Raw genomic sequence first — 25,333 nt, 5'->3', positions numbered from 1 at the left:
GCCCCCGCAGCCGCGAGCGGCGCGCTCCCCCCCGGCGCGCGCCGTGGTCCGGTCAGTCCACCGCGAACAGCTCTTCCAGGTCGGCCTTTGTGAGCTTCTTGGCGCCGCCTGCGTCCTCGCTGAGGACGGAGGAGACGAGCTGGCGCTTCTTGTCCTTGAGCAGCAGGATCTTCTCCTCGATCGTGCCCGCGGCGATGAGCCGGTAAGCGGTGACCACCTTCGTCTGTCCGATGCGGTGGGCACGGTCGGTGGCCTGCTGCTCGACGGCCGGGTTCCACCACGGATCGAAGTGGATCACCGTGTCGGCCGCGGTGAGGTTCAGGCCGGTGCCGCCTGCCTTGAGGCTGATGAGGAAGACCGGCACGCTCGGATCGCCCTGGAAGCGATCGACGCGCTCCGGCCGGTCCTTCGTGGACCCGTCGAGGTACTCGTACGCGACGCCATCCTCCTTCATCGCCTTCTCGATGAGCTTCAGCATCATCACGAACTGGCTAAAGACGAGCACCTTGTGCCCGCCCTCGACGGCGTTCGCGATGAGCTCGCGGACCGCGATGAGCTTGCCCGAGTCGTCGTCGCCGAACTCGCGCGGCAAGCCGAGCAGGCGCGGGTCGCAGGCCGCCTGCCGCAGGCGGGTGAGGCCCGCGAGGATCTGCAGCTGGCTCTTCGCGAGACCGACGCGCTCCACCTCGCCGAGGACCTGCGCCCGGACCTCGCGCGCGACCTGCATGTAGAGCGCCCGCTGCTCGCCGGTGAGATCGCAGATCTGGTCCATCTCGATCTTCTCCGGCAGGTCCTTGGCGACCTCCTGCTTCGTGCGGCGCAGGATGAACGGGTGGATCGCGGCGCGGAGCCGCTGCGCGGTCTTGTAGTCGCCCGCCTCGATCGGCCGCGAGAAGCGCGCCTCGAACTTGTCGAGCGAGCCGAGCAGGCCCGGCGAGACGAAGTCGAAGATCGACCAGATCTCCGACAGCCGGTTCTCGATGGGCGTGCCCGTCAGAGCGAGCCGGCGCTTCGCGCGGAGCCGCTTGGCCGCGGCGGCGGTGGCGCTCATCGGGTTCTTGATGTGCTGCGCCTCGTCGAGGATGGCGTAGGTCAGATCGAGCTGCGCGAGGAAGTCCTCGTCGCGGCGGAGGAGCGCGTAGCTCGTGATCACGACCTCGGCGGCCTTCACCTCGTCGATCTGGTCCTTCCGATCCGCGCCGTGCCAGAGGGCCACCGAGAGCGAGGGCGAGAACCGGGCGAGCTCGCGCTCCCAGTTCGTGACGACGCTCGTCGGGGCGACGATCAGCGCGCGCATGTGCTTCTCCTCCTGCTTGACGGCGAGCAGGAGGGCGATCGTCTGGACCGTCTTGCCGAGGCCCATGTCGTCGGCGAGCACGCCGCCCGAGCCGATGTCATGGATGAACTTGAGCCATGACAGGCCGGCCTCCTGGTAGGGACGGAGCGTCGCCTTCAGGTTCCGGGGCCGCTTGGTGCTGCCGATCTCGTCGATATTGCTGAGCTTGTGGAAGAGCTCGCGCGCGGAGGCGGTCACGTTCGAGCCGCTCGCGTGCTGGATCAGCTCGTGCACTCGCCCGGCCTGCGCGAGCGGCAGCCGGCCGTTCTTGCCGGCCGCCATCATCAGCTCGACCTCGCGATCGAGCATCGCGCGCACGGCGTCAGGGTCGAACGCGGCGAACGAACCGTCCTCGAGGCGGACGTAACGCTTGCCCTCGGCGAGACAGCGGCGCAGCTCGTCGCGATCGACGCCCACGCCCTCGCTCTCGAAGCTGAGCTTGACGTTCAGCCAGTCCATCCCCGAGGTGACCTTGGCGAACACGCCGATCGGCCTGCCGCGCACCTGCGTGTCGACGAGATCCTCAGGGACGAAGAGATCCCAGTCGTCGGGGAGCTCGGCGAGCCCCTCGGTCCAGAACGTGAGCGCCTGATCGCCGTTCGCGATGAAGCCCTGGCCTGTCTCGTCCGGCTTGAGCCCGAGGGCGAGCAGCTTGCTCGCCGCGTCCTGCTGCGCGGCGATGTCCACGCGGATGCAGCGGGCGCGCTTCATCCCCTCCTCGGGCGGCTGCACGAGGACCGGGGGCGACATGCCGTCGGCGCGCACGGCGACCTCCGCGTCGCCGTACGCGGCGAACAGCGTGACGCGCGCCTCGATGAGCGAGCCGCCCGCGCGCATGCGGAACGTGGGAACGAGGTCGACGACCTCGGCGATCTGGTTCAGGTCGGGCAGCTCGGCGCCGACCTCGAGCGCGATCTTGGGCAGCCCCTGCATGATGATGCGGGGCAGCTCGCTCATCGGCTCGCCAATGGTGGGCGAGCGGAGCAGGCGGCGCATCGCCGCGGGGGAGACGCGCTTGTCGATGCGGCGCGCGAGCCCCTCCTGCGTGTCGATGTGCCAGCCCGGCCAGCCCTCGAACCACCCGCCTTGCAAGAGCGAGAAGCGGCGCTTGTCGTTCCCCCGCTCGAAGCTCGCCTTGACGATGATGGTGTCGCCGCCGACGGTCTCGAGGTCGAAACGCGGCCGCAGGCTGTCCTCGCCGAAGCGGAGCTGCATCAGCGCCGGCTCGAGGAGCACGCGCTGGCCTTCCAGCAGCGGGAGCAGCTCGGCCACGTCCTCGCCACGGATGTCGACGGCCGGGTGGCGCGGGTTGCCGCTCTCGAACCGGGCGAGCAGCCGGAGCGCGTCCCGGTCCGGCGTCGGATAGAGCGCCTGCCAGGCGAGCGCCGCGGAGGGCAGCACCGGGACGCGCGCCTCGGCGTCGAGGACGGTGACGGTCAGCGCCCCCTGCCGGACGTGGAGGCGGAACTCCACGCGCCGGGCTCCGCTGACCCCTTCGGGCGGGAGCCAGGCGCCGATCCCGGTCTGCTTGGCCGTGGCGTCCAGGATCGGCGCCGTGAAGGCGACGCCGGAGCCCGGCGGCCCGTGGGTGCCGACGACGGTCGGGACCGGCACCGACGGCGTGATCGCCAGTCGCCCGCGGCGGTCACGCCGGCGCACGCGCTTCAGGGCGTCACCGCCGGCGTGGGCGGTCTGCGGGACGAGCGCCGGGCTCGGCGGCTCGCGCCGGGGCTGCGCGCCTCGCGCCTGATCGCGGATGCTGATGAGCAGCGCCGCGACATGCTTGCAATGCTGGCCAGCCTTCTGGAAGGCCGGACAGGAGCACTGCGACTGGATTCCATCGGGTGAAAGCTCGACCTTGACCGGATACGGCTCGGAGTCGGCGGCGCGGACGGTGCCGCTCGCCATCGTCTCGTTGATGGAGATGTCCTCGACGACGCGGCGGCGGAAGTACTCCAGCCCGCGGAGAAAAGTGCGGGCGCCAAGGAGCCTTCGCAGGCCACGATCGCTGAGGGTGGAGAGTGCGTCGGAGATCGGAGGCGGCACGTCGTGGGCTCGGGATACGGGTGCGGCGGCAATTCGCCGGGATGGGTCGGGTGGACGGGATCCCTGGCGGATCCCGCTGGATGAAGAACCGTCATCAGATGAAGAACGGCAAGAACACGATGGTCACGGCGGGGAGCATCTTGATGAGCACGTGGATCGCTGGGCCGGCCGCATCCTTGAGAGGATCGCCGATCGTGTCGCCCACGACGGCGGCGCCGTAGGTGGGGTTGTCCGCCCGCGCCCCGGTCTCGTCGACGAGGTAGCGCCCCCCGTGCGCGCCGGTAGCGATGTACTGCCTCGCATTGTCCCAGATCGCCCCGGTATTCCCCAAAAAGAGCGACCCGAGGACGCCTGCGACCGTCGCGGCCATGAGCAGGGCCGCGACTGAATCCGCCGCGACCAGAGGATTATCTTCCGTCCTTGCAAAGCGCAAGGCAAGTCCCACGACCACGGGGACCGCCGCCGAGACGAGGGCCGGCACGATCATATGGCGCAGCGCCGCCCGAGAGACCATCTCGACGCAGGGCTCGTGATCGCCGACGAAGCCCGGCGGCCGGGCCCGGGTCTGACGCCTCACCTCATCAAGGACGCGGCGGCCGGCCTGGAGCACATTGCGGATGCAGCGGCCGGCCAGCCAGAAGACCAGGAGGATCCCGACCAGCGCGCCGAGGTAGACCTCGGGCCGGTCGAGGCGCACGACCATCGCGGTCGTCTCGCCGCTGCTCGGCGCGCTCAACGTCAGCGCGCGCCGCCTGGACTCGTCGAGGTAACCAGCGACGAGCAGCAGCGAGGCGAGCGCGGCCACCCCGGCCGTGTACGCCTTCGTGAGCGCCTTGGTCGTGTTGCCGACCGCGTCCAGGACGAGGGTGCGTCCACGCACGTCCGGCCGCTCGCGGGCGACCGTCAGGGCGACGATGCCGCCCGCGTTGTCCACGATGGGACCGAACGCGTCCATGGCGAGGACGTAGCCCGCCGTGCCCAGCATCCCCATCGTGGCGACCGCGGTCCCGAACAGGCCGCCCCAGGCGAGCCCGGAGCGGGCGCCGAGCAGGTAGGAGCCGAAGGTCGCGCCGACGACGACGAGGAGCGGGAGCACCGAGCTCTCGAGGCCGATGGCGAGCCCGCGCAGCACCGCCATCGCGGAGCCGCTGCGGGCCGCCTCGGCGAGCTCGCGCACCGGGCGGTGCCGCTGCTCGGTGTAGTACTGCGTCACGTGCAGCACGCCGATGCCCGTGACGATGCCGATGACGCCGCACGCGAAGAAGACCACCCAGTGGGCGCCGAGCAGCCACTTGGCGGCCCCGGCGATGCCGACGGCGTGCAGGATGGCCGTGACGTAGAGCCCCCGCAGGAGGGCGTTGGAGGCGTCCTCGCGGTCGTCGGTCTTGACGACCATCACGCCGAAGAGCGTCGCGATGAGGCCGAACGCGCGGCTGACCAGCGGAAAGAGCACGACGGCGAGGGCGCTCGGGAGCCCGGCGTTGCTGCGGAAGAGCATGGCTCCGACCACCATGGCGCCCGCGTTCTCGGCGACGGTCGAGGCAAAGACGCCCGCCGCGCGCCCGGCGCAGTCGCCGACGGTGTCGCCGGCCAGGTCGACGATCGTGGCCGGGTTCTGCAGGTCGTCCTCGTCGAGGCCGACCTCCGCGCCCGCGAGATCGGCGCCGAGGTCGGCCGCCTTGGCGAACGTGCCGCCGCCGAGCTGCGCCATCAGGGCGGCGAAGGAGGCGCCGAGGGGGTAGCCGGCGATGACCCAGGGGATGGTCGGCGCGAGCGCGAGCGCCTCGGCCGGCTCGGACCCGAAGCCGCCGCGGAACGCGAGGACCGCGGCGAACAGGCCGCCCAGGCCGAGCAGGCTCATGCTGACGACGAAGAGCCCCGACACGGCCCCCCCGCGGAGGGCGATCTGCAGCGCGAGGTCGAGCGAGCGGCGGGCGCCGCTCGCCACGCGCACGCCGGTGCGAGGCGCGATCCAGGTGGCGACCCGGCCCGTCGCGACCGCGCTGGCCGCGCCGACCGCGAAGGAGAGCGTCAGCCAGACCCCGAGCTCCAGCGCCGGGACCGGGTTATTCTCCCCGGCGCGCCGGAGGAGGCCGTACGCGAGGAAAATGGCGCCGCCGAGCATCGCGGAGACCGCGCCGATCACGCTGCTCTGGCGGCGAAAGTACGCCTCGGCGACCCCCTGGATGATCGCGGCCACCCGCTGCATCTCGGGCTCGACCGCGGGGCGCGCGATGACCCAGCGAGCGAGGTAGACCGCAAAGGCGAGCCCGATCAGGCCGCCGCTGAGGATGAGCGCAAGCTCCGTCATGACGGGCGGACCGGGCGCGCACCGTGGACGCGCTACCTCGGCCGGTGAGGGATAGTGCGGGCGGTGCCCGCGGAAGCGCCGCAGGAACCCACGCTGCAGCGACGCACGCCTTCCCTACTCCGGCCAGGTGGGCCGTGCAAGCGAAGACGACGCGCGCAGCTCGGTCATTTCACGTCATTCGCATCGCGTCCGACCACGTGGTCCAGGCGGGTCTTCGCGGCGAGCGCGCCGACGCGCGCGTTGAGCTGCTGCAGCCGCGCGCGAGTGACCTCGGTCTCCGCGTCGACCACGTCGACGCTCGTGGCTCGCCCGGCCCGGAACAGCTCGGACCTGACGCGCATCGACTCCGCAGCCGCCGCGAGCTGGCGCTCGGCGGACTCGATGCTGCTCGCGGCCTTGCTCAGCTCGGCGTACGCCGACGCCACCTCGAGCCGGAGGGCGTCGCGCAGCACGGCCTTCTGCTCGGCGACCTGCGTGGTGCGGGCGTTCGCCTCGGCGGAGGCGGCCGCGGTGGTGAAGACGTCGTTGAGCACCCAGGTGGCGCGGACGCCGGCGGCCCACGTCATGTCGAACTGGTTCTGCGACGGAAAGACGCGCTGGTTGGGGTTCGCGTAGGTGAGGTCGGCGAACGCGTCCACGCGCGGGAAGTAGCCGGCCCGCGTGACCGCCTCGGCCTTCTCGAGCGAGTACTGCGTCTCGTCGAGGGCGCGGATCTCGAGGCGCTTCTGGAGCGCCTCCTGGAACAGCGCCGGGAGCGCCTCGGCGGGCGGCTTCGCGGGCGCGCTGCCCATCACGTCGATCCCGAGGGCGAGCGGCCTGTCCTGCGCCGCCCCGAGCGCGATCCGGATCTGGTCGTCCGCGACCAGGAGCGCGGCCTGGGCCTCGATGAGCACCTGCTCCGCGCCGGCCACCTGGGCCTCTAGCCGGAGCACGTCGGCGCGCGAGAGCAGCCCCACCTCGAAGGTGCGGCGCGCGTCCTCGACGTGGGCTCTGGCCTGAGACACCGCCTCGCCTGCGACGACGACCTGGCCCTTCACGCGGACCCAGTTGAAGAACGCGAGCTTCGCGTCGGCGGCGGCCTGCAGCGTCTCCGCCTGCAGCTCGAGCTTCTTCGCGCTCTCCGCGTGCGAAGCCGATGCATACGCCTGCGAGAGGCGGAGCACGTAATCCGAGATGGGCACGGCGAGGTTGGCCGTGAGCGCGTACGTGTTCACCGCGTTGTAGGGTTCGATAGCAGGCTGTCCGCCCGGCCCCGGAATGCTCGCGAACAGGTCGGCGAGCGGGTTCTCGACCTCGGACAGCCGGGTGTACGTCGCCGTTACCGTGACCCGCGGAAAGAAATTGACCATCGCCTGGTCGACCCTCGCCGACGCCGCGCGGAGGTCGGCCTGCTTGGCGCGGAGCGACGCGCGCGTCCGCAGCGCGGCCTTCGCGACGTCGTCCGGCGTCAGCCCTCCTGGCTGGGGCGCGAGCGCTGTGGCGAGCGGATCGGCCTTCGGCGCCGCCGGCTGGGCCGCAGCGACGGGAGCCTGCAGGGGCTGCGGCTCCCCCGGGGCGGAAGGCGCCGGCGCGGGCTGCGGGGCGACCGGCTGCGCGGCGGCGGGCTGTGCGATGAGCCCGAGGGCGAGCAGCCCGGCGAGCGTCGAAGCGAGCGAGAGGCTGCGTCGAGACGGGATTGCGGTGCTTTTCATGACCGGTCGGTCACTTATGGGCGGTGACAGCACCCGTCAAGATCGCAGGCGATCCCGCGCCATCGCGCCTCGGCGATCGCTCGCGCCACCGTCCCACGAACGTGACCGCGCAGCCTGCGCTCTCGTCCCACGACGCCCGTGGCGGCGCAGGCGCACATGAACGCGTGATGGCGCCCCGCGCTGTCCAAGACCGCGCTGGCACCATGGTCTGACGTGTTCGTCATGCCGTGCCGCACTGGGCCAGGACAGCCGGGACATGACGACCGGCTCCCGGGAGGGGGGCCCCTCGTCCAAGACAGCGTTCGTACCCGTTCACGCGCGTCGTGGACGGCAGAAATCCGTCGCTCACTCGGAGGCAACGCTTATTGCGGCGCTCGATCGAATGGAAGAACATCTCATCAAGTGGCCGCCATCTTGCTTGGCGGCTGACCGGAGGCCTCAATGCATAGACTGCTTGCATCGCGCTGCAGCTTCTCCCCGATGCTCGCCATCCTCGCGAGCGCATCATCGTTGGCCGCCTGCGCTCCCTGGGATCTCGGTGAGGACGAGCCCCCCCAGGTCGATGATCCCGGGAGCGTCGCGATCGCGGCTGAGCCGCCGCCCGCCATCAGCGGTGGGACGCTCGCCGTGAGCAGGAGCGCTGTCAGGGCCGTGGCCTCGGATCCGGATCGCGACCGGGTGTGGATCGTCGATCTGCAGGCGCAGAAGCTGACCGCGGAGATCGTGCTGGAGAAAGGCGATGAGCCGGGCCGGGTCGTCGAGGACGACGCGGGGCGGTTCCACGTCGCGCTCCGCCGCGGCAGCGCGATCGTCACGGTCGACGCGGACAGCGGGAAGATCGTCGAGCGGCGCGCGGCGTGCCCGGCCCCGAGGGGGATCGCTTACGACGCGAGGACCGACGAGCTCCACGTCGCCTGCCTCGGCGGCGAGCTCGTGACGCTCCCGGCCGGCCCCGGAGACGCGACGCGCCGCCTGCAGCTCGATCGCGACCTGCGCGATGTCGTCGTGGATGGAGAGCGGCTCCTGGTCAGCAAGTTCCGTGCGGCTGAGCTGCTCACCGTCGACGCGGACGGCAGCGTCGCGGAGCGGCAGAAGATCCCGCAGTTCAACCTGTTCGGACAGGAGTTCGTTCCGACCGTCGCCTGGCGGACGGTCGGCCTGCCGTCCGGCGGCGTCGCGATGGTGCACCAGCGCGCCCTCATCGCGCCCGTCGAGATCGTCGAGGGGGGCTACAGCTCCGGCGGATGCGACGGGAGCATCGTGCACAGCACGGTGTCAGAGGTCGGGACCCCCGATTCCGGCGACGGGCCGAGAGCGTCCCCTGCCCTCCCGTCCGCGACCCTCCCGGTCGACCTCGCGGTGTCGGCCGACGGCGCATCGTACGCCGTCGTCGCGGCCGGCACGAACGAGATCCTCATCACCACCCCGACGACCTTGAACGCGAACATGGGCTTCGAGGGCGAGGGAACCTGCATCGATGCGCAGCAGCGGATGGCGGTGAACGGCGAGCCCACCGCCGTCGCGTTCGCCGGCGACGCCGTGATCGTGCAGACGCGCGAGCCGGCGGGCATCCACGTGCTCGGGATCCCCGGCATCTCCAGCAACCGCGTCATCACGCTCCCCGGGGAGAGCCGGAGAGACACCGGCCACGAGATGTTCCACCGGAACGCGGCCGGTCCGATGGCCTGCGCGTCGTGCCATCCGGAAGGCGGCGAGGACGGCCATACCTGGGTCTTCAACCCCATCGGGCCCCGGCGCACCCAGTTCGTGAGCGGCGGGATCCTCAACACCGCGCCGTTCCACTGGGACGGCGACATGTCGGGCATCGAGGCCATCATGAACGAGGTCTTCGAGCGCCGCATGGGCGGCGTGCACCAGGGGCCGCGCCGGGTGAACCTCTTCGCCCGGTGGATCGACAGCCTCCCCGCTCCGCCGGTGTCGCTGGGGCCCGACCAGGGCGCCGTGGCGCGAGGTGAAGCCGTCTTCCACGACAAGACCGTGGATTGCGCGCGGTGCCACGCGGGCGCTCAGCTCACGAGCAACGAGTCGTTCGACGTCGGCACGGGCAAGGCCTTCCAGGTGCCGTCGCTGGTCCGCATCGGCACGCGCGCGCCGTTCATGCACGACGGATGCGCCACGTCGCTGAGGGACCGGTTCACAAACCCCGCCTGCGGCGGCGGCGACCTGCACGGCAAGACGTCCCACCTCGCCGAGGACCAGATCGACGATCTGGTCGCCTACCTCGAGACCCTCTGACCCCCCGCCCCACCGGCCCCCCGGCTGGATTTTCGCCGGGGAATCTGCCCGATCGCGCCTCCCTCACCGCGAATGATGTAACGAGCGCCGAGCCGCGATATGCTGACGCGGCGTGAACGTCGCCGAAAAAGTCGCCACCCTCGAAGCGCTCCTCCAGCGGGTGCAGCGGAACACCGCTGCGCCTCGAACCCGGTCGCAGCTCCCGGTCTCCGCGGAGCTCGTCCCGCACCGCGGCGAAGCGCCCGGCGCCATCGCCACGGCGGGCGCGGCCTTGCCCAACGTCAGGTTGATCGCGCCAGAAACGTCGCCGGCGAACGAAGCACGGCCGGCAGGTGCGGCCAGCGCGGTCGCCCTGGGCGGGCCGTCCGCGCCGCGCGCCCCCGAGCCGTTCCTGGACGACGTCGGCAGCATCGACGGTTCGGGCCTGCCCGGCGATGCGCGCCAGGCTGCCGCGCCGCCCGCCGCTCAGGCGCCGCAGACCGCGGCCGGCGGGGTCGCGAGGCATCCTTCCGCGGCCGCGAAGGCGCCGCAGCAGCCTGCCGCGAAGACGCCGCCACAGCCTGCGGTGAGGACGGCCGCAGCGGCCACGCCCGCCGCGAGCGCAGCCAAGACGCCGGCCGGCAAGCCGGCGGCCGCGACCCCGGCGCGGATTCCGGCGCCGCCTCCCAGCTACCCCGGGAAGCCGGCCGCGAGGCCCGGGGCCTCCCTCGATCTCCCGCGGGGCGAAGCCCGTGACGCCGGCCCCCAGGAGACCTTCCGCCCGCCCGCGGAGCCCGCCGAGCCCAGGCCGAGAGAGGCGACCCGACCCGCGGCCAAGGTCACGGCGCCGGCCGCCAGGTCAGGCCAGGGCAGGGACGCGCTCTCTGCCGGTCCGGCAGTGCCCCCCGCCCGCGGCTCCAGTCCGCGCGCAGAAACGAAGCCGTTCTTCCCGCACGAGGACACCGCGGGAAGGAAGATGGTGGCGGAGAGCGACAGCGAGCTCTCGTTCGCGGGGCTCCTCCCCGACGAGCCGGAGCCCGCGCAGAGGTCGGCTGCAGCGCTGAAGATCCCCGTCGAGCGCAGGCAGACGCCGGAAGCCGCAGCGCACGAGGCGCGCGCCGAGCGCAGGTCGTTGCCCGACCGCGCCGAGGCGCCCGCCACGACCACGCCTGTCGGGAAGGAAGGCGCCTTCGCGCTGGACGCGGTCACGGCCCACGTGGCGTCCACCGCGGAACCGGTCACCCCCAAGGCGGAGCAGGTCACCGCGGCCACACGGCGCGCGTTCGGAGAGCCTGCCACCGAGCGCGAGCTCAGCCGCGATATGGTCGACGACGAGCCGACCGTGATCCGCGGCATGCTCGAGGACGAGGCCACCGTCATTCGCTCTCGCCCCGAAGGCCTTGAAGACGAGGAGACGGCCGTGCGATCCGCGCGGTCCGAGGCCCAGGCGATCGCTCGCTCGATCCAGGATCAAGAGACCGTCGAGGCGCCGCCGGGGGTGCTGCCCAAGGACGCGCACGAGGAAGCGGATCGCAACTCCAGGTCGAAGCCGGTCGATCGCGATCTCCTCCCGAAGGTCATCACCAAGGACCCGCCCATCACCACGGAGAAGGGGCTGAAGCCGTCCGAGCGCGTCACCGCGCGTCCGCCCGCCGACGCAAGCGTCACCGATCGCCCGCCTCCGCGCCCGCGTTCCCGCGTGGGCATCCTCATCGCGGCCGTGGCGCTCCTCGTGGGCGGCGCAGCGGTTGCGCATCGCCTCGGGTTGTTCGGCTCCGAGCCCGCGCCCCTCCCGAACGTCGTCCCCGACACCACCCCGGGCGCAACGCAGGACGTGACGGCGCAGCCTCCGACGCCGACCGCAGCGCCGGCCGAGACCGCGGCCGCACCGGCGCCGGCCGAGACCGCGGCGCCGGCCGAGACCGCGGCGCCGGCCGAGACCGCGGCGCCGGCCGAGACCGCGGCGCCTGCTGCGGGTAGCGCCGAGGATCTGCCGCCGAACCGTGGTCATCTCTTGGTCAACTCGCCCCAGCAGGCATCCGTGTACGTGAACGGCTCACTCGCCGGAAATACGGGAGAGACGCTCGACGTGCCCTGCGGGACGCGTTACGTGCGGCTCGGCAAATTGACGACGGAGAAGGTGTCGAGCCCCGCGTGGCTCTCCTCGGGTCAGGCGGTCATCGTCGGCTGCCGCAAGAAGACGGTCCTGTCGATCGCTGCCACCATGGCAACCCCGTCGACGGACCCGCCGGCCAAGCGGAAAGCCAACCCCGCCGGCACCGCCGCTCCTGACGACGAGGGCTCGGCGCCGGCCCCCGCCGAAGAGGCCACGCCTCCCGCCTCGACGGCCGACCCCGCCCCGTAGCAGCCCCCCGCGCTGGTCCGCTCGAGAACCCCTGCCCCCCTCGAGGGCGGCCCACACGCCCTGCAGGGGGGCAGAAGCGCGGTGCTAGGCTCGGCGCCCCATGGAATCCAAGACAGCTGCCATCGGCGAGGGTTGCGCGGCAGCGAGCGAAGCGGCGGCCTCGCCGGCGTCCGGCAGGACGGCGAGCGCTGGACCTTTCCCGACGCGCAGCCCGGCAGGAGGAGAGCCCCTCGACGCCGTCGCGGGGACAGAGCCCAGCGCCGTCGCGATGATCGTCGAGAGGGCGCGGGCGGCGCAGGTCACCTGGGCCGAGATCCCGATCCGGGAGCGGGCGGAGCTCATCGCGAGGGTCAAGCAGCGCCTGCTCGCGCGGGCCGAAGAGATCGCAGCGCTCCTGCATCGCGAGTGCGGCAAGCCGATCGAGGAAGCCGCGCTGGCCGAGGTGCTGCCGAACGCCAATCTCGTCGACTACTGGACCCTGTCCATCGAGGAGCTGCTCGACGAGTCCCCCGTCGATCTCGACGCGCTCGCCTACCCCGGCAAAGTCGGGCGCATCCGGAGGGACCCGCGCGGCGTCGTCGCGCTCATCACGCCCTGGAACTACCCCGTCGCGATCCCGCTGCGCACGATCGTGCCAGCGCTGCTCGCGGGCAACGCCGTGGTCTTCAAGCCGAGCGAGGTCACGCCGCGCGCCGGCGCGCTCGTGGCGTCGCTGTTCGACGGGCTGCTCCCGGAGGGTGTCCTCGGCGTCGCGCAGGGCGGCAGCGACGTCGGCGCCGCGCTCATCGAGGCCGGCGTCGATCTCGTCGTCTTCACCGGCAGCGTCGCCACCGGCAAGAAGATCGCCGTCGCGTGCGCCGAGCGCCTCGTCCCGACGTCGCTGGAGCTCGGTGGCAAGGACAGCGCCATCGTGCTGGACGACTGCGACCTGGAGCGCGCCGCGCGCGGCGTCGTCTGGGGTGCCTTCACGAACGCCGGACAGAACTGCGCTTCCATCGAGCGCGTCTACGTCGAACAGGCGATCGCGGATCGCTTCATCGCGCGCGTCGTCGCGCTCACCGGGCAGCTCCGGGCCGGCGTCGACGTCGGGGCGATGACGACCGCGCGGCAGGCCGAGATCGTGCGGCATCAGCTCGACGCGGCCGTCGAGAGCGGGGCGGAGGTCCTCGCCGGCGGCGCGCCGGCAGCAGGATCGCTCGCCTTCCCGCCGACGGTCGTCAAGATCGAGCGCGAGGACACACCGCTGCTCCAGGACGAGACGTTCGGCCCCATCCTCCCCGTCATGGTCGTGAAGAACGCCGAGGAGGCGATCGCCCGCACCAACGCGTCCCGCTTCGCGCTCACGACGAGCCTCTGGACCCGCGGCTACGAGCGAGCCCATGCGCTCGCGCGGCGGCTGCGCTCGGGCGTGGTGACGATCAACAATCACGGCTTCACGGGCGCGCTCCCGGCCGCTCCGTGGACGGGGACGGGCGACAGCGGCTCCGGTATCACGAGCAGCCCGCACGCGCTCTCGGGCCTGACGCGGCCGCGCTTCTTCCTCGAGGACCGCAGCAGAGCGAAGAGCGAGCTGTGGTGGTATCCTTATACTCCGGCGCTCCGGACCGTCGCCTTCGCGATGGCGCGGGCGCGAGGTGGAGCCGGCTTCTTCGGCCGCATGAGCGCCCTGGTCGAGCTCGTCGCCGCGTTCGCGAGGCGCCTGCTCGGCAGCTGATGCGGGGGCCATCGAGCGAAACGCATGCGCCCACTGATCCTCCTCTCCAACGACGACGGCTACTCGGCCCCGGGTCTGATCGCGGTACGCGACGAGCTCGCCCTGCACGCCGACGTGGTCGTGTGCGCCCCCGCGGTCAACCAGAGCGCGACGAGCCACTCCCTGAGCCTGCACCGCGTCCTCCGGCTGCAGGAGGCCGCGCCCGGCGTGTTCGCGGTCGACGGGACGCCCGCCGACTGCATCTATGTCGCCCTCCACGCCGGCACGCGCGTGCTGCCGCGCCGCCCGGATCTGGTCGTGTCGGGCATGAACCACGGGCTCAACCTGGGCTCGGACATCTTCTACTCGGGCACCGTGGCCGCAGCGCGCGAAGGAGCGCTCCGCGGCATCCCCTCGATCGCGCTCTCCGCCGACGCGGGCGCGTCGCGCCCGGCCGCGGCGGCGCTCGGCGTGAAGCTAGCCCTCGCCCTCCACCGCGCCGCCGGGCCGGAGGGGCGCCGGCCGGCGCCGCTGCTCAACGTCAACATCCCCGCGGGCAGCAGCTGGCCCGTGCGCGCCACGCGCATCGGCGCGCGCCTCTACACCGAAGAGGTGATCTTTCGCCGGGATCCCCGCGGGCACGAGTACCTCTGGATCGGCGGCGCAGGCGTGCGCCACGACCTCGTCCCCGGCTCGGACACCGAGGCCTACGACGAGGGCGCCGTCAGCGTCACCCCGCTGACGCTCGACCTGTTCGCGGCGCAGCACGAGGGCGTCGCGCTCCAGCTCGCCGCGGAGCTCAACGACGGTCGCACCGGCTGACGGCGCGCGCGTCGCCCTGGCAGCGCTTTCCGGCTCGGGTGCGCTCGCCTACGCTCGGCGCCATGTTCAACCACGACGCCCTGCCCTCCGAGCACGCGCTCCGCTACCTCAAGGCCCGCCTCCGCAACGTCCCGGATTTTCCGAAGCCGGGCATCCTCTTCAAGGACATCACGCCGCTCCTCGCCGACCCGCGGGCGCTCCACATCACGCTGGATCTCCTGGCCCAGGGTTACATCGGCGAGCACGTCGACGTCGTGGTCGGCGTCGAGTCCCGGGGCTTCATCTTCGGCGGCGCGCTGTCGGCCCGGCTCAACGCGAGCTTCGTGCCCGTGCGCAAGCCCGGCAAGCTCCCGGCCGCGGCCGATCGGGTGGCGTACGCGCTCGAGTACGGCACGGCGGAGCTGGAGATGCACAAGGGGTCGATCAAGCCCGGGGCCAGGGTCCTCATCGTGGACGACCTGCTCGCGACCGGCGGCACGGCCTCGGCCGCCGCGGAGCTCGCGCGCAATCAGGGCGGCGAGGTCGCCGGCTTCGCCTTCGTCGTCGAGCTCGACTTCCTCGGCGGCCGGGCGCTCCTCGCGCAGCGCGCCGGCGACGCGGCCCGGGTCTACTCGATCGTGCACTTCGCCGCGGGCGAGTGATCGTTCAGTCCTGCCCCACGCCGACCTGCAGCTTGCGCGCGACGATGCGGCTCGCGCTGGTCGCCCGGGTCGGCCCGCCGACAGGGAACGTGATGACGACGGCGCCCGCCCCGCCCTTCGTGATGCCGCCGCCGTGCGCCCCCACGAGCTTACCCAGGCTCGCCGCGTCGAGCGAGGCGCCGGCGCCTCGCAGCGCGTCGATCGGCCCCGCCCCTCGCAGCGCGGCCAGCGCCCCTCGATCGACCGCCGGCATCTCGGCGAAGACGCCGGACGCATAGACGAGCGCCGTCGCCGCAGCGGCCGGATCCGGGCCGCGGAACCAGGCGCCCGCGTCGTGATAAGGCAGGTGCGCGCAGCGCGCGTACAGGGCGCCGAGCTCAGCGGACGCGCCATCGGCCATGCGGTCGGCGAGCGCGACGAAGCGCGCCCGGAGCGCGGGATCGAAGTATGCCCGCGCGTACCCGCTGGAGAACCGCGCGGTGATCGCGCGCCACGACGGCGAGCGCCCCGCCTCCTCCTCGTCGAACCCGGGGACGATCTCGACGAGCCCGTCGGTGACCGCCGCGAGCTCGGCGTCGGCGGCCGCTGTCAGCTTCCCCTGGGAGATGAACGCGCCCAGCCCCACGGACTCGGCGGACAGGGCATCCTGCCCCGCGGCACCGGCGGCGGCCTGCGCCGCGCCGCCGCGGGGCGTCGCCAGCCAGAGCTCGGCGACCCAGCCAGCGAGCTCGAACGGTCCCATCGACGCGCCCGAGTAGATGCGCTTGCGCGCCGCCTCACAGGTGCGCGTGTTCCGCGCCGCGTCCTCGCCGACGTCCGTCTCCGGCGCCGCCGGCAGCGTGGCCGGCGTCTCCCGCGATCGAAGCAGGCGCACCGCGACGAGTACGCCGACGACCGCGAGCAGCACCGCGCCGATCGGGATCACGACGTGCCGCACCGGCCGGATCGGCACGGTCGGCGCCGGCGGGGCCAGCGAGCTGACCGCGCGGTGCGCCTGCGCGAGCCGCCGCGCCAGGTCGGACGCCTTGCGCGTGCGCAGGTCCCGCGGCAGGAGCGGCCACTGCTCGACCAGCTGCTCCAGATCGATCGCCACCGGCGCCCCGCGCCCATGCAGCGCGATCTGCCTTCCCTGGACGCTCACCGCGCCCGAGGTTCCGAACAGGCCCAAGGCCTCCTGTACAGCCGCTTCGATTTCCCGCGCGCTGGAGTCGTCCACGATCGCAGGTTACCCGGATTTGCGGCCGGCATGCCGCCGCTTCTTCGCGGAGGGCGCGGACGCGGACGCGGACGCGGCCGGCGGCCGGGCAGCGCGGGAAATGCCGCGGAGGGGCGATGAAAATGGCACATTCTCGCGCGTGCAGAAGACGCGCGTCTACCTATCGCCAGGCATGTTCGGCTTCGCGACCCTCGCCTCCCTCGAGTACTTCGAGCATTTCATCCGAGCGCTCGAGGAGCGCTTCCGTGATCGCGGCCGCATCGTCGAGATCCACGTCTGCGAGGTGCATCCGACGGCCTCCATCCTCCGCCGCGCCGCGAAGCTCGCCCGCCTCGTGGACGAGAGCGCCGGGGACGACGATGGCCCGATCCACATCGTCGGCCACTCGACGGGAGGCCTCGACGCCCGCCTCGTCGCCTCACCCACGGTGCGCCTGCCCGGCAACGCGCACCGCCGGCTCGGCTGGACGATCCGGCTGCGGTCCGTCACCACGATCAACACGCCTCACTTCGGCACGCCGCTCGCCGCGTTCTTCGCCACGGTGAGCGGCCAGCGCCTCCTCTACGCCATCACGGCGCTCACGGTGGCGGGCCTCAAGCTCGGCGCGCCGCCGCTCGCGGCCGCGTCTGCGCTCGTCGCCGCGTTCGGCCGGGCGCAGCTCGGCTTCTTCGAGATCGAGCTCATCGATCGCGCGATCGAGAGCTTCATCCGCGTGCTCGACGACGCCTCGAGCCGCGATCTGCGCGCCTGGTTGAAGCTCCTGCGCGACGACCAGGGCGCCATCGTCCAGCTGATGCCCGAGGCGATGGACCTGCTCCACGCCGGCCTGGTGGACCGCGCGGGCCTGCGCTACCAGAGCGTCGCGACGTACGCGCCGCGCAACGCCGTCCGCGACTGGGTGTCGGCGCTCCGGTCGCCGTGGGGCGCGATGTCGGCCGCCATCTTCACTGCGCTCTCGAACATCACGGCGCGACTGAACGAGCACTACCCGTGTCGCTCGCATGACGGCTCGATCGAGCAGAAGCTCGCGCGCCTCCTCGGCGAGCTGCCGCCGCCGGACGCCAACGACGGCGTGGTCCCGCTCGCCTCGCAGGTCTGGGGGGACCTCATCTGGGCCGGCAAGGCCGACCACCTGGATATCGTCGGCCACTTTCCGGGCAAGGGCGGGCACATCGACTGGCTGGCGAGCGGCGCGCGCTTCAATCGCCTGCGCTTCGACGCGGTGCTCGACCGGATCGTGACCGGGATGGTGGCCGGCGAGCAGAGCAGCGCGGAGCGCGCGGCGGCGCCGCCGCGCCCGGTCGTGGAGACGCGCGTGGTGGAGCGCGATCTGGTGGACATGGCGCAGGGCGGCGCCTCAACGGGATCGAGCGGAGAGCCCGCCGCGTGAGCGGCGGCGGCGCAGCGCGCGCGCTCGAGCAGATCGCGACGGAGCTCGTCGAGTGCCGTCGGTGCCCGCGGCTCGTGGCGTGGCGCGAGGACATCGCGCGGGAGAAGCGGCGCGCTTACCGGGACCAGACCTACTGGGGTCGCCCCGTGCCAGGCTTCGGCGATCCGGATGCGCCGCTCGTGATCGTCGGGCTGGCTCCGGCGGCGCACGGCGCGAACCGCACCGGCCGGATGTTCACGGGCGATCGCTCGGGTGACTTCCTCTACGCGGCGCTCTTTCGCGCGGGGCTCGCCTCGCAGCCGACGAGCACCGCGCGCGACGATGGGCTCTCGCTGGAGGGCGTGTTCATCACCGCCCCCTGCCACTGCGCTCCCCCGGACAACAAGCCGATGCCCGCCGAGCTCGCGGCGTGCCGCGGCTGGATCGAGCGAGAGCTCGCGGCCCTGCAGCGCGCGCGCGTCTACCTCGCGCTCGGCAAGATCGGTTACGACGCCGTCGGCGCGCTCGCCCGTTCGCGCAGCGCGTCCGCCGCCGGTGAGGGCGCGCAGCGCGGCGCCGACGCTGCCCCGCACCTCCCTCCGTTCGCGCACGGCGTGGAGGCGCGCCTCCCCGACCCGCGCGGCGGCGCCGGGGAGGCGCGGCTCTTCGGCAGCTACCACGTGAGCCAGCAGAACACCCAGACCGGGCGGCTCACCGGCGACATGTTCGACGCGGTCCTGCGCCGCGCCCTGGAGGCAGCGGGGCTGCGTGCCCTGGAGCGATCCGGAGGCTAGCCCTGCTTCGACAGGATCTTCTGCAGATCACCCGACTGGAACATCTCCATCAGGATGTCCGAGCCGCCCACGAACTTCCCGTCCACGTAGACCTGCGGGATCGTCGGCCACTGCGAGTAGTCCTTGACTCCCTGGCGCAGCGAGGGGTCGCTCAGAACGTTGACGTCTTTGAACTCCACGCCGCACTTCTTCAGGATGTCGACGGCCCGGGCCGAGAAGCCGCATTGCGGGAAGGTCTTGGTGCCCTTCATGAAGAGGACGACGCGGTTGCTCTCGACGGTATCCTTGATCGCCTGGTGGATGTCGCTCATGGCTCGTTCCTGATCTCCCGCCGCGAGCGGGATCGCCCGTTGTTCAATCTACAGGGAAGCGGCGCGTGCCTGCCGGACCGCGCATGGGCCGGCCGGCGGGGCTCGCGCCGGTATCGGCCTTGGATCGCCAGGCGGACCACGTGACCGCCGCGCCCCGGACGCGCAGTTGTGGACCGGGTTTTTGGTGTCGCCTTTCGCCCGCGTCAACTGGGCGAAAGCGCCGCAGGGCTTCCAGTGCGGTGAGATAGGGGGCCGGCGCGCGCCTCGCGGGCGGATGCGGCGACGGCAGGGTGCCTCCTTTCGTTCAACACAGCGGGGCGATGAGCGGCGGCGCGCTGGGACGCCAGGCGAGCTCAGCGCATCCGGCGAGGGTCGAACGGCCGCAGCCTGGGAGGCCGGGGGGGCATCGTCGACGCGATGCGGTGCCCTCCTCTCTCCGTGGGCACGGGAGACGCACGCCGGTCGGCAACGTGCTCCTCGGTCCGCGGCCCAGCCGCGGCGACCTCCGCTCTCCTCTGGCTCTGCACGCTTCAGCCTGGCCGCACCTCAGCGTCTGGCCTCGCGCCGCCAAGTCGTTGTAGAACACGCCCCCACCTCAACCGTCTTACCGCCCGTGACCAGCGGCCGTGAGCCGCCGCGGGTGCGGCGAGCGTCCCAATGTCGTGGCCTCACCCCGCACAACCCTGAAGGAGCCTCGTATGCGCTTGTACGTCCTCATCCCTGCGGCCCTGCTCGGCCTCGCGCCCCTCGCCTGCGGAGGCAGCGACCCGGAGCCGAACAACCCGTCGCAGATGCAGAACCAGTACGGGGCCCCGCCCGGCCAGTACCCCCCCGGGCAGTACGCTCCGACCCCCCAGCAGCCGGGCCAGTACGGTCAGACGCCCCCCCAGCCGGGATACACGCAGCCTGCCCCCACGACCCCCACGACGACCCCCGCCCCGACGCAGACGGGCACGAGCACCGGGCAGGCGACCCCGATCGCGCCCGCGGCGGTAAGCGCCGCGACCCCGGTGCTCACGGCCATGGCGGCCTCCGAGGTCCAGGGCATGCAACCGGAAGGCGGCGCTTTTGCCGGGCAGTTCCAGGACGGCCAGACGCTCGAGCAGCCGTTCAACATCCAGCCGGGCAAGTGCTACTCGGTCATCGGCGTGGGCCTCGGCATCCAGGAGCTCAACCTGCAGATCGTCGCGCAACCCGCGCCGATGCTGCCGCCGGTGGTGCTCTCGCAGGACAACACCACCGGACCGAACGCCACGCTCGGCGGCAAGGGGCAGTGCTTCAAGAACCCGCTCCCCGTCGGCGGCCCTGCGAAGGCCGTCATGACCGTCCGGGGCAGCGGCCTCGCCGTCGCCCAGATCTACGTGAAGTAGCCGCATCCCGCGGCTCGACGCCGCCTGCCACGCATCCCGCGGCTCGACGCCGCCTGCCACGCATCCCGCGGCCCCGCGCGGCGCCGCCGTTCGCGCCTCGCGAGCCCCTGGCGTCGCGGCGTTGCTCGCGGGCTCGTCCGGTGTGCGCCCGCTGACCTCGCGCGCCGACGCTCGGCAGCGTCGCTGGCCACGGCTCGCCGGGTGAGCCGCCGTGCGCTCGGCCCTCGGCTTTCCGCCGGGGGAGGTGCGAGGTACACTCCACGGGTGAACTTGCCTTCGAAACACTGGGCGCTCCGGATTTTTATGGTCGGACTGGCGTCCTGCTCGCTTCGTCTGACCGACGGGTCGGCAGAGGACGCCGATGTTCCCACGGATGTCCCTCGACCGGGAACGCTGGCGTTCGAGCAGCAAGGGACGCTTCAGCTCGTGCCGGGGGAGCTGCGCACGCTCTGGATCCGGGGCAAGCCGCCCGCGCCCTACGAGATCAGCTTCACCCTCCTCGGCGAGGCCGCGGGCGCGTGGGTCGACCGCACCACGGCCATCGCGGACGCCAACGGCAGGGCCTCGGTCCAGCTCCACGCCTCGAACCTGGGGAGCACGTTTCGACTCCGCGCCGCCACGAAGGATGGCCCGGCCGCCGAACTCGGCGTGTCGGTGAGCGCGGAGGGCTTCGGCACGCTGCGCGTCATCCCGGTTTACCAGGGCACGCGCGTCGCGAAGAGCTGGACCGCGAGCGTTGTCGCCGAGTCCACATGCGAGGAGCTCGCAACCGCAGCGCCCCAGGCGCCCATCGGTGCGCTCGTGGCGCACGGCGGTCCGGACGAGCCGGTCGTCGTCGAGGGCGCTCCTGTGGGGCCGAGCCTCACCATCGCGCTCCACAGCGGTCGGATCATGTGGGGATGCGTGGGCGAGCGGGAGCTGCAAGCCGGGTCCGCGCGTGACGTGTACGTCCCGATCAGGGACCTGCCCATCCACCTGGCGGCGACGCACCTGAACACGAAGCTGACGCTCGTGACGGACGATGGGCTGAACGCGTTGCTCGAGGCGGCGACCGAGCAGCTGCTCGACGCCTTTTTGCCCGCCGGCGCGGAAGCCGCGTCCCTGCTCGACGCCATGCAGCGCGCGGCGCCGTCGGTGCAGGCAGGTGCGTTCGCTGCGCAGCGGGTCGAGCGCGGCTGGGACGCGGCGGCGCAGGCGCACCTCGCCGCGCTCCCGATCCCCCTGCGCAACAGGTGTCGTGCATGGGCCCGCGCCGGGCTCGCGGATACGCCGCTCGCGATCGACGGCCATCTGAGCGGGCTGGAAGAAATGCCGGGAAGCGCGCTCTTCGAGGCGAGCTGGCTCGGCAGCGTCACCGCCGACAGCGCGGGCGTACCGCCAGAGCAGCTCATGTCGTGGACAGCGGATCCCGGCGATGTGCTCCGCCTCGCCGGGACGCTCTCGTGGGTGCCGAGCGGTTACATCGGCGGCGCGGCCGGGCTCGGGGCTGCAGCGGAGACGACGGCGGAGTCCGTCCCTGCGGCGCTCGCCGACGGAGCGGAATGCTCGGCGCTCGGCGAGCTGCTCGGCGGCTACGCCGGCTGCAACAGCGACTGCATGGCGATGCTCTGCGCAGGCGGGCTCAAGCTCCTCTGGCGCGAGGGCATGGACGCCTCGGAGACCGCCGGGCTGATCGGCGAGATCGTCGTGAACGCCTCGGGGCCGGCGCAGGTCAACAGCGCCGCGGCGCCGATCGCCTGGACGGCAGACTGGCTCGGAACCATCCGCTACGGAGACGGCGAGGAGGTGAGCGTCGAGGGGCAGGTGAACGCGGTCTCCACCGACGCCATCGCAAACTAACGCTCACCTGGCAGCGTCCTTCGGCTCGCAGCGCAGCCGCCACCTCCGGCCCGTCGTCCGCTCGGTCGCCGCGAGCGGGATCGCCCCGGCGGCGATATCGAGCTGCTTCTCGGGCGCCTTCGAGAAGGTGCCCTGCAGCCTCACCGACATCGCCTCGACGCACGCGCTGCCGGGATCCAGGCGAAGCCGGAACTCGGCGCCATCGACGGACGGATAGCTGCCGCCGAGATCGAAGCTCGGCGAGCCCTCCAGGCTGGTGTCGAGCAGCCAGCCGTCCTGACCCGGATGACAGCGGTCGAGCGGCGTGCCCACGAGATCCTTGCGGCCGAGCGGCACCGCCTCGCCGAGCGCGCCCGTGTCGCGATCGATCGGGAGCACGTGCCAGGAGCCGGCGCGCACGCCAGGGTCCGGGGCCGTCGAGATGAGCAGGCCGACGCCGCCGCCCAGCACACGCCGGACGAGGCGCGGCGGATCGACGCCGTAGCTCGTGCGCCCAGGGCGATGGTAGGTCGCCAGCTGCCGCGCGATCCCGAGATCGGCGCGCCACAGCGCCACGGCTTCGTACGAGCCGCCGGGCGTCACGAAGAACCAGGTCTCGCCGAGCCGGACGGCGCCGTTCGGGAACGGCCGGAGGAAATTGCCGGCGCGGCCGGCGCTGTCGCGAAACGGAAGGACCGACAGCCCCTCGGAGACGGCGAACAGGTTGCATCCAGCGCCCCGACACACGTGGGTCAACGCAGCCCGTCCGCCGGGATCGAGGTACGCGCCCCAGGAGGCAGCCCCGTAGTTCGCCACCCCGAGCGCCTCGGCGGCCGACGCCTCATCCGACCACGGTGAGGCGCTCACGCCGCTGGAGCGCACCCCGCCCTCCGGGTCGAAGCGGTCATCGAAGCGGATGAGCCATCGCCCAGCGCGCGCCCAGTCAGCGCCCCGCTTGCCCCACGCGTAGGCGCGCATCGTCACGATGTCGTACGGGGCTCCGTTGTCGAAGCCGATCTCATCCGCCCCGAGCGCGGGCGGCGGGGTGTTGCGGAACGGAGCCCACGCGGAAGCCGCCGTCGCCTTGGACACCGAGCGCGCGGCCGACGGCGCTGGCCGCACGGCGGGCGCGGCGCGCGCGGCCGACGGCCTGTCCGGCAGCGGCGGGGTCGAGGAGCCGAGCGCCTCGCAGCGCATCCCGATCGGGCTCCCCGCGCGGAGCGGCGTCTGAAGCACCGGCGGCGGCTTCGCTTCGGCGAGATCGTCCGGCACCGTCGTCTTCCCCCAGCCGACCCGGATCCAGCCCTTGAAGACGCAGCCGACAGGGCCGCACGCGCGCGTCCGGGACGCCGCCCTGTCGTCGTCGCGCTCCGGCACCTCGATCGAGCGCCACGTCATGCCGCCGTCCGTCGACTCGGCGGCGAGCTCGCCCTCTCCCAGGGAGAGCGCGAACCGTCCTGACAGGAGCGCGCCCGTACCGTCCTGGCGCGGCGCGCCGGCGGTCACGTTGCCGCTCTTCACGTCGATCCGGACGCCCACGATCGGACCGCCGGCCTCCACCCAGCCGCCGAGCACGCCAGGCTCCCGCTCCTCGAACCCCTCCAGCCACATGCCGCGCTGCAGGTCGCGGACCGTGCTGCGGGGCTTGGTCGGAAAGATCAAGGGGACGGCCGTAACGTCGCTCCCCTTCAGCAGCGTGAGCTGCCCCGACACGCCGGGACGAGGCGGCGAGAGGACGGCGACCCGGCCGTCCGCGAGCGCGACGACACGCTCGATGCCGATGTCTCGCGCGGGCGCGCGGACGTGGATCTCGCGGGCGCCTCCCTCGGCGGCGACGATGCAGTACGCGCGGCCGTCCCGCACATCGCCGTCCTCACCGCACGAGCCGCGGATCACCAGCGCGCCGTTGCCGCTCGAGGCCACGAAGCGAGGCTTGTCGAAGCGCATCAGCCGGCGCATGCCGAGCGGCGGCTGGAAGGCGTAGAGCGTCGTCGGCCCCTCGCGCTCGCCGCAGACGAAGCCGAACGATGCGCCGGTGCGGATCGCATGGCACGTCGCCTCGCGCTCGGGGTAGGCGTCGGGCGCGACGTCCACGACCGACCCATCGCGCAGCGACACGCGCGCGAGGGCGCCGCCGCGCGCCACCACCGCGGTCGAGCTCGATTCGGGCCACCCGTCCTCGACCGCGGTGCGCAGCGCGCGCCGCCCGAACGGCCCCTGGGCGCGCGCCGGGGGCTCCTGCACATCGTCCGACGCATCGAGGGTCCGATACGTCACGCCGCCGCGGGCATCGACCGAGTAGAACCCGTTCGCCGTCATCACGGCCGGGTCGCCGCCGATGATGCTCACGGAGGTCGGCCGCGCGTCGATCTCGACCTCACGCCACGTGGCCCCGGCGTCGAAGGTGACGAGCAGGCCGCGCAGATCGGCCTCGACCACGGCGCGCCAGCCGTCGGCGAACGCGAGCTGGCCGTAGGCGCTCGCCGGCGGAAGCGGGCCGAGCGGCATCGCCGCGCCCGTCTGCGCGTCGATCGCGAAGAGCCGATGGCTGTGCGAGAGCCGGGCATAGAGGCGATCGAACCCCGCGATGATCTCGTTCGCCTCCGACGGCAGCTGGACGAGCGGCTCGAGCGGGGCGAGCCACGACTGAGCTCGCCAGAGCTGCGCGCTCCCGCGGTTCGACGCGTAGAACAGGTAACCGCCGCCGAGCCGCGTCGGGAGCTTGAGCGCGGTGACCTGACCCGACGGCAACAGGTCAGCGGCGCGTTCGAGCGATCCATCGTCGCGCGCGATGACGCGCATGCGATCGATGAGCACCCGCTTGGCCCCTGCCTCGCTGGCCACCACGCCGCGCTCTCCGACGAGATCCGGGAGCAGCAGCGACGGCGTGACCATCGTCACGAGCGCCCCCCGCGCGGCTAGGCCGCCCGGCGCCGAGAGCGACGCCTGCGCAGCGCCGCCGTGATCGCTCGACGCCTGCCCTCCGGCCGACGCGATCGCCGCCTGTCCGCCGCACCCTGCAGCGCTCACGCCGAGGAGCAGCGTCATCGCGAGGAGCGGCGCAGCGCGCGGCGTCCACCGAGGAATCGGCGCGTGCAGCCGCCCGTCGGGCTCGGTCATGACGGACGATGCTAGCGCGCCCCCCGGGGCGCCGCACCGTTCTTGCTGCCGTCCGCTCGACGGAGGCAGCCACGGCTCATCTCGTGCGTGGTCTGGTCCGTCGGCTCGCGGCGATCGCGTCTCGCGCGGCCAGCGCTGGCGAGTCGCCAGCCGCAGGAGCGCCGCTCACCCGGCGAGGCGCTCCGGATCACAGCG

Annotated in this window: 15 protein-coding genes; 9 read left to right on the top strand and 6 right to left on the bottom strand. The window is 72.7% G+C overall.

Annotated features, from left to right (window positions below):
- Positions 1–52: 52 nt before the first annotated feature.
- The 3 genes from WMF17_RS15390 to WMF17_RS15380 all read right to left on the bottom strand — a co-directional run bounded on the left by WMF17_RS15390 (position 53) and on the right by WMF17_RS15380 (position 7,384).
- Entirely contained in the window at positions 53–3,382 is a 3,330-nt protein-coding gene (locus WMF17_RS15390) for an SNF2-related protein (RefSeq protein WP_437602828.1), read from the bottom strand.
- Positions 3,383–3,476: 94 nt separating this feature from the next.
- On the bottom strand, positions 3,477–5,693 hold the full coding sequence (locus WMF17_RS15385) for a sodium-translocating pyrophosphatase (RefSeq protein ID WP_437602827.1): 2,217 nt from the start codon (positions 5,691–5,693) through the stop codon (positions 3,477–3,479).
- Positions 5,694–5,857: 164 nt separating this feature from the next.
- Positions 5,858–7,384, bottom strand: coding sequence for a TolC family protein (locus WMF17_RS15380; RefSeq protein WP_437602826.1), 1,527 nt, complete (start codon positions 7,382–7,384; stop codon positions 5,858–5,860).
- A 441-nt stretch (positions 7,385–7,825) separates the two neighbouring features.
- On the opposite strand from WMF17_RS15380, the gene WMF17_RS15375 reads away from it, so the two are divergent.
- The 5 genes from WMF17_RS15375 to WMF17_RS15355 all read left to right on the top strand — a co-directional run bounded on the left by WMF17_RS15375 (position 7,826) and on the right by WMF17_RS15355 (position 15,140).
- Complete coding sequence (locus tag WMF17_RS15375; protein ID WP_437650161.1) at positions 7,826–9,640, top strand: cytochrome-c peroxidase; 1,815 nt, start codon at positions 7,826–7,828, stop codon at positions 9,638–9,640.
- A 112-nt stretch (positions 9,641–9,752) separates the two neighbouring features.
- Complete coding sequence (locus WMF17_RS15370; RefSeq protein ID WP_437650159.1) at positions 9,753–11,984, top strand: hypothetical protein; 2,232 nt, start codon at positions 9,753–9,755, stop codon at positions 11,982–11,984.
- A 100-nt stretch (positions 11,985–12,084) separates the two neighbouring features.
- Positions 12,085–13,698 (top strand): aldehyde dehydrogenase family protein, encoded by a 1,614-nt coding sequence (locus WMF17_RS15365; protein ID WP_437650157.1) that lies wholly within the window; start codon positions 12,085–12,087, stop codon positions 13,696–13,698.
- Positions 13,699–13,722: 24 nt separating this feature from the next.
- Complete coding sequence (gene surE, locus WMF17_RS15360; protein ID WP_437650155.1) at positions 13,723–14,499, top strand: 5'/3'-nucleotidase SurE; 777 nt, start codon at positions 13,723–13,725, stop codon at positions 14,497–14,499.
- Between the two features lie 38 nt (positions 14,500–14,537).
- Complete coding sequence (locus tag WMF17_RS15355; protein ID WP_437602820.1) at positions 14,538–15,140, top strand: adenine phosphoribosyltransferase; 603 nt, start codon at positions 14,538–14,540, stop codon at positions 15,138–15,140.
- A gap of 4 nt (positions 15,141–15,144) precedes the next feature.
- Here the strand turns inward: WMF17_RS15355 and WMF17_RS15350 are convergent, their stop codons facing one another.
- Entirely contained in the window at positions 15,145–16,308 is a 1,164-nt protein-coding gene (locus WMF17_RS15350; protein ID WP_437650153.1) for a hypothetical protein, read from the bottom strand.
- A 220-nt stretch (positions 16,309–16,528) separates the two neighbouring features.
- Here WMF17_RS15350 and WMF17_RS15345 point away from each other — a divergent pair, with 220 nt between their 5' ends.
- Both WMF17_RS15345 and WMF17_RS15340 read left to right on the top strand, forming a co-directional pair.
- Positions 16,529–17,746, top strand: coding sequence for an esterase/lipase family protein (locus WMF17_RS15345; protein WP_437602818.1), 1,218 nt, complete (start codon positions 16,529–16,531; stop codon positions 17,744–17,746).
- Positions 17,743–18,519: a uracil-DNA glycosylase gene (locus WMF17_RS15340; RefSeq protein WP_437602817.1), complete on the top strand. Its 777-nt coding sequence runs from the start codon at positions 17,743–17,745 to the stop codon at positions 18,517–18,519. The genes WMF17_RS15345 and WMF17_RS15340 overlap by 4 nt, the downstream gene beginning before the upstream one ends.
- Here WMF17_RS15340 and grxD read toward each other — a convergent pair.
- Positions 18,516–18,830, bottom strand: a complete 315-nt coding sequence (grxD, locus tag WMF17_RS15335) for a Grx4 family monothiol glutaredoxin (RefSeq protein WP_437602816.1) — start codon at positions 18,828–18,830, stop codon at positions 18,516–18,518. The genes WMF17_RS15340 and grxD overlap by 4 nt on opposite strands.
- A 698-nt stretch (positions 18,831–19,528) precedes the next feature.
- Between grxD and WMF17_RS15330 the strand changes: the two genes are divergently transcribed.
- Both WMF17_RS15330 and WMF17_RS15325 read left to right on the top strand, forming a co-directional pair.
- Positions 19,529–20,200 (top strand): hypothetical protein, encoded by a 672-nt coding sequence (locus tag WMF17_RS15330; RefSeq protein ID WP_437602815.1) that lies wholly within the window; start codon positions 19,529–19,531, stop codon positions 20,198–20,200.
- Positions 20,201–20,464: 264 nt separating this feature from the next.
- Positions 20,465–22,039: a hypothetical protein gene (locus WMF17_RS15325; RefSeq protein ID WP_437602814.1), complete on the top strand. Its 1,575-nt coding sequence runs from the start codon at positions 20,465–20,467 to the stop codon at positions 22,037–22,039.
- A 3-nt stretch (positions 22,040–22,042) separates the two neighbouring features.
- On the opposite strand, the gene WMF17_RS15320 is transcribed toward WMF17_RS15325, so the two are convergent.
- Positions 22,043–25,138 carry a hypothetical protein gene (locus WMF17_RS15320; protein WP_437650151.1) on the bottom strand — a complete coding sequence of 1,032 codons (3,096 nt, stop codon included), beginning with the start codon at positions 25,136–25,138 and terminating at the stop codon, positions 22,043–22,045.
- Positions 25,139–25,333 lie beyond the last annotated feature (195 nt).

The organism is Sorangium sp. So ce362, from assembly GCF_051519845.1.
In the GTDB taxonomy this organism is placed as follows: Bacteria; Myxococcota_A; Polyangia; order Polyangiales; family Polyangiaceae; genus Sorangium.
Note: the sequence above shows the minus strand (reverse complement) of the source record. Positions and strands in the feature narration are given on the sequence as shown.

What these genes read in the sequence shown, in the direction of transcription:
- WMF17_RS15385 (WP_437602827.1), bottom strand. Translation starts at nt 5,693, where the DNA reads ATGACGGAGCTTGCGCTCATCCTCAGCGGCGGCCTGATCGGGCTCGCC.
- WMF17_RS15380 (WP_437602826.1), bottom strand. Translation starts at nt 7,384, where the DNA reads ATGAAAAGCACCGCAATCCCGTCTCGACGCAGCCTCTCGCTCGCTTCG.
- WMF17_RS15375 (WP_437650161.1), top strand. Translation starts at nt 7,826, where the DNA reads ATGCATAGACTGCTTGCATCGCGCTGCAGCTTCTCCCCGATGCTCGCC.
- WMF17_RS15365 (WP_437650157.1), top strand. Translation starts at nt 12,085, where the DNA reads ATGGAATCCAAGACAGCTGCCATCGGCGAGGGTTGCGCGGCAGCGAGC.
- surE (WP_437650155.1), top strand. Translation starts at nt 13,723, where the DNA reads ATGCGCCCACTGATCCTCCTCTCCAACGACGACGGCTACTCGGCCCCG.
- WMF17_RS15345 (WP_437602818.1), top strand. Translation starts at nt 16,529, where the DNA reads ATGTTCGGCTTCGCGACCCTCGCCTCCCTCGAGTACTTCGAGCATTTC.
- grxD (WP_437602816.1), bottom strand. Translation starts at nt 18,830, where the DNA reads ATGAGCGACATCCACCAGGCGATCAAGGATACCGTCGAGAGCAACCGC.
- WMF17_RS15330 (WP_437602815.1), top strand. Translation starts at nt 19,529, where the DNA reads ATGCGCTTGTACGTCCTCATCCCTGCGGCCCTGCTCGGCCTCGCGCCC.
- WMF17_RS15320 (WP_437650151.1), bottom strand. Translation starts at nt 25,138, where the DNA reads ATGACCGAGCCCGACGGGCGGCTGCACGCGCCGATTCCTCGGTGGACG.